Raw genomic sequence first — 7,848 nt, 5'->3', positions numbered from 1 at the left:
AAAAATTGATAAAAGCCTGCAAATCAGATGATTTCAGGCTTTTTTATTTTAAGGTAAACGCTAAAATATGTAAATACTCTCTATTTAAACGAGAGTATATCGAGAGTATTTAGATAGTACCGGCAGCACTCTCGACTTGGACGGATAACACACTGATAAAGAAGCCGTTCAGTCATCGAACATCTTGATTTTGGTTAGTTGCAGAAATACTTTTGTTTAACTTTTAATCCCAAAATTATGAGTACTTTAGTCCAGCTTCACTTTTATCTTAAAACTCCCAAAGCTTACACCGGTGGCCCTATGCCGGTTTATTGCCGGATCACAGCGGGAGGAAAAAGAACCGAAATCTCGCTCAACAGGAAATGTGAACCCTCCAAATGGTCAAAAAAAACCTGCCGCGCCACCGGAAACCGTGAACCCGAAAGGATGCTGAACAGATGTATCGACCAATTGCAGGTCAAGATCTATGACGCCCAGGAGTTCTTGTCGAAAAATAACGAGACAATCAGCACAATGTCCCTGCGTGATAAAATATTGGGCACAACAGAAAAAGTCCGGACGATATTGGGCGTTTTTGAAGAGCACAATTCAAAGGTAGAAGCGCTGACAGGGAAAGAGTTTGCAGCCGGCACGCTGGAGCGGTACAGAACATCGTTTAAGCATACCGCTGACTTTATCCAATGGAAATACCGCGTAAAAGATATGGATATCAGAAAGATAGACCACCAGTTTATCACCGAGTACGATTTTTATCTGAGGACCGTGCGCAGCTGCGCAAATAACACGGCGGTCAAATACATCAAAAACTTTGGGAAAATCATCCGGATATGCCTGGCGAACGGATGGATCACTGTGAACCCGATGCTGAACTACAAACCGAAAGTCAAAAAAGTGGACCGCGTTTTCCTGACGGCGGAAGAACTGGATGCGCTCAGCAACAAAGAATTCAGGATTGAGCGCGTTGCGCAGGTGCGCGACGTTTTTGTATTTTCATGCTATACCGGCCTTGCTTATGCTGACGTAAAAAAGCTGAAAAAGGAGGAAATTATCAAAGGTGTGGACGGGCACGAGTGGATTTATACGCACCGCCAGAAAACCGACGTGGCCTCGCGGATCCCATTGCTGCCGCCCGCCAAAAAGATACTGCAAAAGTATGAAGACCACCCTAAATCCATTGCAGAAGGAACTGTTCTGCCGGTGCTGAGCAACCAAAAGATGAACGCTTATTTAAAAGAAATTGCAGATACCTGCGGTATTGAAAAAGAGCTCACCTACCATATCGCAAGGCATACTTTTGCCACCACCGTAACGCTTTTGAACGATGTGCCGATAGAGACCGTCTCTAAAATGCTCGGCCACAGCAGTATTAAAATGACCCAGCATTACGCTAAGATTTTAGATGTTAAAATCGGCCGGGACATGGCGCATCTAAGGGAGAAATTTTCTTAAAATTGAGTTTGCAAAGTCCCAGTTAGAGGTTTGACTGGGACTCTTTATGGGTGTTAAATACAGCCAATATTATCTGCATTAGAAAACTCATTACACCTAATATATTTCACCTAAACTATGTGATTTTTCTAGACATCCTGCTTTCTTTTGCGCCTTTTCCTGCGTGTCTTTTTCAGCTGGCACGTCAAGGTTTCGTTACACAAATTCTCCCGCGTTTACGCTCGGTTTACCGTCATCCGAACGTCCTCAGGACAGTCCGGTTGAGGTTGTTTGCCAGCCCGTTCAGGTCTTTCCGTAGCTTGATCAGCTCTTCCATCAGCCCGTCCAGAGAGGCGTTGCGGTAGGTTGCGACTACCGGTTTCTCCAGCAGTATTTTGCGGGCGTAACCGCTCAGCTTCCTCTGCGTGGTCTTCAGGAAAGCTTTATGGATCTGTATCTTTTCGCTCTCGGACAGCCTCAGGTGCAGCCATTGGTTTCTGTTCTGTTTTCTCTCTTTTTCCATTGTCTTTATCTAATAGCTTCCAGCGCCCACGACTCCGGAGTTAGGGCGCCAAAAAAACCGGTTGTGACACAAACGGACATCTTGCCGTTTGCAGGAACGTGGCAAACTGCCATTTTTTGGGGCTGGGGGTTAGAGTTTCAGTGCCTGTTTTGATTTTCTGGAAAAGCCTTTCATCATCAGCCATTCATTAAGGTCGTTGTACGGCCGGTAAAGCTTGCTACAGTCGACAAATTTCGGGGACGATTTTAAAGCGTTATGCGTAAGCTTTTTGCCGGTGGGGTCGTTGTCAAGGTATAGCTCAACTGTTTTGTACCATAAGGCTTCTTTGTTTCGATTTTATAAATGGCGTTGTAAAAGATGAGTTTTGAAACAATTACAGGCTTCTGGTATTTGAAAAAATAGATTTCTTCCGCAATGTTCTTGAACCCTTTTTTTAGAACAAACTCTTTTAAGTCTGCAAGGCTTTGAATGATAAGCTGTATAACCGCTTCTATTCTTTTTATGGGGCAGTCAGTTTCAATCTCCAGTTCCTGGATTTCAGTTTCCAACTTAAGATAGATTTCATTGTAAAATTTCTCCATTCGCTTCATTTTGAAATACACATTGTTCGTTAATATAGAAAAGCTAATACTGTTCATATTAGCTTATTATGCAACTACTGATTATAGAATTTCACCTCCAATCGTATTGATGATGGAGGCACTTAGATTTTGTTGTATAATTTAATGGGTTGTAGCATGATGCAGGTTAATTATTATTAACTACCCCGCATCACTACCACCTTTTTGTCGATATTATTTATCGGTTTTGCAGTTTACAAACCATTGGTGCTTATTGCAATTTTAGTAAGTTAAAGCAAGCCCCACACCAAGCCCCATATCACTATCATAGTGGGTACGTATGCCAATATTTTTGTTGACTATATACCTAAATTCTGCCATATACTCAAAATCTGTATTGACCATAAAGCCACCTCTCAATCTTTTTGAGATAGGAATATCCTCACGCATCAACGATAACCGTACAATGCCGTCATGATATACTTCTGCCTGAAAATTAATAAGCATTGGCAGGGTGTACATAACACCTAAGCTAACTGCCCTGCGTGTATCTTTTTCATTCTTTTGTCCGAATAAGTTTGTTTCGTGTTCGTCTATCCCCATTTTACGATAACGCCAGTCAAAGCCAATAAATGGCATCAGCCATTGCATCTTACCGACATATCTTCCCAAGTGGGTTTCAACTTCATAGCCGTGCATATCACTATAACCTAAACGCCATTCTGTACCCAAGCTCCATCTTGCGTTTTGGAGCATTGCCTCCCCGTCATTACCATTGGTGGCAAAATCATTCTGCGCCATGAAATGAGGCATATTACTTTCCCGCTGTAATGCTTTATAGGCTTTAGCCTTATTAGGTAAGTAGGGGTTTTGGTAATCGCCTACGGCAAACACCCTGTTCATACCTGACATCATATGATAAAGGATATGGCAATGAAAGAACCAATCACCTTCTACGTTTGCCAAAAATTCAATTGTATCAGTCTCCATAGGCATTATATCCAATACATTTTTGAGCGGCGATTTTTCACCCTTGCCATTGATTATTCTAAAGTCGAAGCCATGTAAGTGCATTGGATGACGCATCATCGAATTGTTATGGATGGTAATACGCAGTATTTCCCCTTTCTTAACAGGTATTTTATCAGTTTCGGAAAGTATTTTATTGTCCATGCTCCAAACGTAGCGGTTCATATTTCCCGTAAGGGTAAATTTTAGATTTTTTACAGGCGCATCTTTGGGAAGTGCGGTATTGTAAGGAGATTGGAGCATGGCATAATTTAAGGTCACAATATCTCCCAACGCATTTGCATTATAACGGTTGGGGTCATTATCCATATTCATACCGTCGTGCTTACTGTGGTCTGCTTTTTTACCTGCTTCGCCAGTAATCTCCGGATACATCACTACATTCATATCCATTTGGTTCAGGCTCATCTTCATGCCCATATCGTCCAAATCGCCGTTCATCTTCATCATGTCGTTCATCATCTTCATCCCCTCGAAATACTTCAGTCGTGGCAGCGGAGAAATAAGCTGTTTGACACCGTTACCAATAAAGTAGCTTGCCGATTGTGTCCTGTCCTCGGTAGTCGCTAAAAACTCATACGCCAATCCGTCTTCGGGGATGGTAACGACCACATCATAGGTTTCCGATACGGCAATGATTAACCTGTCCACTTCGACAGGCTCCACATCGTTGCCATCGCTGGCGACCACGGTAATCTTACCTCCGGCATAGCGCAGCCAGAAATAGGAAGATGCACCGCCGTTGGATATGCGAAGCCGTACTTTGTCCCCCGCCTTTAAGGTCTTGCCGTCAACCGTTTTTAGCTCCGGTGCATTGCTGCCATTGATAAGGATTTTATCATAATACACATCGCTCACATCCATTGCCAGCATCCGCTTCCACTCATTAGTTACTTTCACGCCAAATTTTCCCTCTTTAATGGCTTCAACGTATGACTGCGTAGCGTTCTTTTTGATAGCCGCCCAATCGTTGGCATTGTGCAGCATCCGGTTGATGTTGTCGGGGTTGTAATTTGTCCATTCGCTTAGGATAATGGGTACGGTCGGCAAATCGTCAATCCCTTTTCTAAAGGTCTTGTCATCCTCCCGTTTCTTCATTACAAAATTACCGTACATACCTATCTGCTCCTGCAATCCCGAATGGGAATGATACCAGTGCGTACCGTGCTGGATAATTGGGAAACGGTAGGTATAGGTTGTACCGGGTTCAATGGGCTGCTGCGTAAGATGGGGTACACCGTCTTCCTTATTGGGCAGGAACACGCCATGCCAGTGCAATGAGGTACTTTCTTTCAATTGATTGTGTACTACAATCTCGGCAGTGTCGCCCTCGGTAAACGTAAGGGTAGGCATCGGGATTTGCCCGTTTACGGCAATCGCCCTTTTTTGCTTACCTGCATAGTTGACAAGGGTATCTTTTACATACAGGTCGTAATGCACTACTTTCTGTGCAAACAACGTTTGGGTGCAAAGCAGTATCAGCACTGTTTGCAGTATTCTTATGGGTATTTTTTTATATCTGTTCATTAGTTGAAAAATTTTATTTAATGCTGTCTTCCATTGTGCCAAACCACGCCATCAAAACCTGCTTATCCTCCGGTGATAATACTGCATTGCGATGGATGAGTGTGTATGACGACAAAGGCATTTCCCCGTCCTTGACCTGCCCCGCCATAGCCCTGAACTTGTTACGCTGCCTGCGGGCAGAATATTCACCAAATTCGCTAAAGTTGAGTTCCTCTTTGCCCTTTTTGATATGCCCTGCCATGTACCATGCTCCGGGCTGGATACGGCTGTACCACGGATAACGGGTATTGTTGCTATGGCAGTCGTAACAGGACTGGACAAGGATAGCCTTTACATTTTGGGGTACGGCGTACACCCTTTCGATATGGGTGGCTGGCACTTCATCCGCCTGGTTCCGTAACGGCTGAAAAAACTGTATGCCGATTAAGATAACAGCCAACCCCAATATGATTTTCTTCGTTAAGGACATAAATATCTCATTGTTACTTAATTTGAAATTTGGCTACTGTTTCTTTAAATAGTTAGTGTAGTTGTCCTTGCTTTCAAAGTAGGACACTTCACCGTTGTTTCCTGTAACGGCAATCACCGCAAGGGCTTTATCCACCTGTTTATGGGAATAGGGGTCTATTGCTACCCGCACGCTGGCATCCTTTGGAATGCGCTCCTTGCACATTTCGCAGCATCCGTAGTAGGTTTTACCGCCAAATTTTACGTCAAACTGCTTTTTGCCCATATAGGCATCGTTGACCATGCAGACTTCATCCGATGGAACCAATTCACCTATTTGGGTACTATGCCCGTGGCTTTCCGGAGTTGCCTGCGAATGCTGTGCCGCTTCAGCCTTATTTGACCCTGCCTGCCCACAAGCGGTGAATAGCAGGGCTGATAAGGAAATAAAGCCGATTATTATTTTGCTCATGTCGAAACTGTTTTTTGAAATTTTATTATTTACTTTCTTCAAACTCTTTTAGCTTGCGCTTCATCAGTTCAATTTCTTCCGCTTGGGTTTTAAGTATGTTTTTTTGCAGCTCTATCAGTTCCGGGTCGGTCAGGTGTGCCTTTTCGGACATCAATATGGCTGCTGCGTGATGGGGTATCATACCCTTTGCAAACTGCTTGTCTCCCACATTGATTTGTTCTCTGATGCCAAACCATGAAAAGATGCCAACGGCAACCGAGATGATGGCTATCGCCCAATTCATCTTCCTGTTGCGGTACATCACTTTCATTATCACTAATTCGATAAGCAGCATTGCCGAGGTCATCAGCAGGGTCATGTACAGGTTGTTGATATTGGGTATCAGGTTCTGCCACCCGTCAATCATGGCGTACATGATAAAATACATCACTGCGAACATGGCGACAGCCATCACCGCAAAGCGTTTGTACATGCCCGAAGCATCTTTTGAATTGTGCGCAGCATGCTTCGAAGCATGACCCGCATCGTGACTGTTTTGCATTTTTTTCATAGTCTTGAATTTTATTTATTGTTAATTGTTTTTTCCACCTTACCGCATTTCAATAGCTTTTTTTGCGCTATCACGAATAGTATCTGCCTTCCCATATTACATCGTGCTCATATCGTGACCCGCCATCGGGTCGGCTCCTTTCTTGAATATGTATTCACTGTTCAGCAAGTAGGCCCCGGAAACCACAACTTCGTCACCTGCTTTAATTCCGGAGGTGATTTCTATTTTGTCTTCATATTCCAGACCCGTTTCCACCATTCTGTTTACGAAGGTGTTTTTGGCGGTTTTCACCCAGACCGTGGAGGATTTACCATCCCTGATTACCGCATCCACAGGCATTGAAAGTCCATCCTGTGATTTGTTTTCCACCAGAACATATACCGGCATGCCGGGTTTCAGCAGATTTCCTTTGTTGGGTACGGAAATGCGGACCAGATTTATTCTGCTGGAGGCACTGATTTCGGGGTTTGTAAAATCAATCTTCCCATTAATCTTCAAATTATCCATATCGGGGATATACACCGTTACTTTGCTGTCTTTCTGAAGGAGCGACATTTGGGAAGAATACACCTGCGCCTCCGCCCAAAGCGACGATAGATCTGCCAGATTCACGATGGTGCCGCCTTCGGCGAGATAATCACCTTCGGCAATGCTTAGATCGGTGATGAAACCGGCCGCATTGCTGAACACGGTGGTGGTAGGTGTGGCTTTTCCAGATTTTTCTAACTGTTTGATCTGGCTTTCCGACATTCCCCATAAATAAAGCTTGTTTCGGGAACTTCGGAGCAACTGGTCGAAATCAATGGAAGTATTGCCGACGAAAAGTTTTCGTCTTTCCAGGGCCATCAGATATTCCTGTTTGGCATTGTTGAGTTCTTCACTGTAAATATCGACCAGCGGCACCCCCTTCGGAACAAAATCGCCAATATTTTTATAATACAGTCTTTCGACTCTTCCCATTACTCTGGAACTGACTGACTGCATCTGGTACTGGTTAAAATTGAGTGTTCCGGTAAGGGTGAGTTTGTCTGCAATGGAACCACCAGAAAGTGCGACTGTTTTTATATTACCCAGTTTAACCTGCTCGTCATTCAGTATGATTTCATTGGGATCCGCGTTCTTTTTCTTCTCGACAGGCACCAAATCCATGTGACAAATAGGACATTTTCCCGGTTTATCGGATACGACCTGCGGGTGCATGGAACAGGTGTAGTAGATATCATGACCAGCGTGCGGATCTTCCTTCTTTTTGCAGGAGTAAAGAAAACCCAGCAAAACCAGCATTAAAATATTGAATTTCATTTTATCAATT

Annotated in this window: 8 protein-coding genes; 1 reads left to right on the top strand and 7 read right to left on the bottom strand. The window is 43.8% G+C overall.

The window, feature by feature from the left end:
- Positions 1-237: 237 nt before the first annotated feature.
- Positions 238-1,449 (top strand): site-specific integrase, encoded by a 1,212-nt coding sequence (locus tag BCY91_RS10260; RefSeq protein WP_120180570.1) that lies wholly within the window; start codon positions 238-240, stop codon positions 1,447-1,449.
- A 232-nt stretch (positions 1,450-1,681) separates the two neighbouring features.
- Here the strand turns inward: BCY91_RS10260 and BCY91_RS10255 are convergent, their stop codons facing one another.
- The 7 genes from BCY91_RS10255 to BCY91_RS10225 form a co-directional block, all read right to left on the bottom strand.
- Positions 1,682-1,951, bottom strand: coding sequence for a plasmid mobilization protein (locus BCY91_RS10255; RefSeq protein ID WP_182995291.1), 270 nt, complete (start codon positions 1,949-1,951; stop codon positions 1,682-1,684).
- 245 nt (positions 1,952-2,196) lie between these two features.
- Positions 2,197-2,532, bottom strand: a complete 336-nt coding sequence (locus BCY91_RS10250) for an RteC domain-containing protein (protein ID WP_120181875.1) — start codon at positions 2,530-2,532, stop codon at positions 2,197-2,199.
- 261 nt (positions 2,533-2,793) lie between these two features.
- A complete protein-coding gene (locus BCY91_RS10245) occupies positions 2,794-5,067 on the bottom strand; it encodes a multicopper oxidase family protein (protein WP_120181844.1) in 2,274 nt (757 codons plus the stop codon).
- A 13-nt stretch (positions 5,068-5,080) separates the two neighbouring features.
- Positions 5,081-5,536: a heme-binding domain-containing protein gene (locus BCY91_RS10240; RefSeq protein ID WP_120181843.1), complete on the bottom strand. Its 456-nt coding sequence runs from the start codon at positions 5,534-5,536 to the stop codon at positions 5,081-5,083.
- A gap of 33 nt (positions 5,537-5,569) precedes the next feature.
- Positions 5,570-6,028, bottom strand: a complete 459-nt coding sequence (locus BCY91_RS10235) for a hypothetical protein (protein ID WP_245989061.1) — start codon at positions 6,026-6,028, stop codon at positions 5,570-5,572.
- Positions 6,012-6,536 carry a DUF305 domain-containing protein gene (locus tag BCY91_RS10230; protein ID WP_120181842.1) on the bottom strand — a complete coding sequence of 175 codons (525 nt, stop codon included), beginning with the start codon at positions 6,534-6,536 and terminating at the stop codon, positions 6,012-6,014. Before BCY91_RS10230 ends, BCY91_RS10235 begins: the two co-directional genes overlap by 17 nt.
- A 96-nt stretch (positions 6,537-6,632) precedes the next feature.
- On the bottom strand, positions 6,633-7,838 hold the full coding sequence (locus BCY91_RS10225; protein WP_120181841.1) for an efflux RND transporter periplasmic adaptor subunit: 1,206 nt from the start codon (positions 7,836-7,838) through the stop codon (positions 6,633-6,635).
- Positions 7,839-7,848: the final 10 nt, after the last annotated feature.

This window comes from Pelobium manganitolerans (assembly GCF_003609575.1).
Taxonomy (GTDB): domain Bacteria; phylum Bacteroidota; class Bacteroidia; order Sphingobacteriales; family Sphingobacteriaceae; genus Pseudopedobacter; species Pseudopedobacter manganitolerans.
This window is presented reverse-complemented; position numbering and strand designations above follow the sequence as displayed.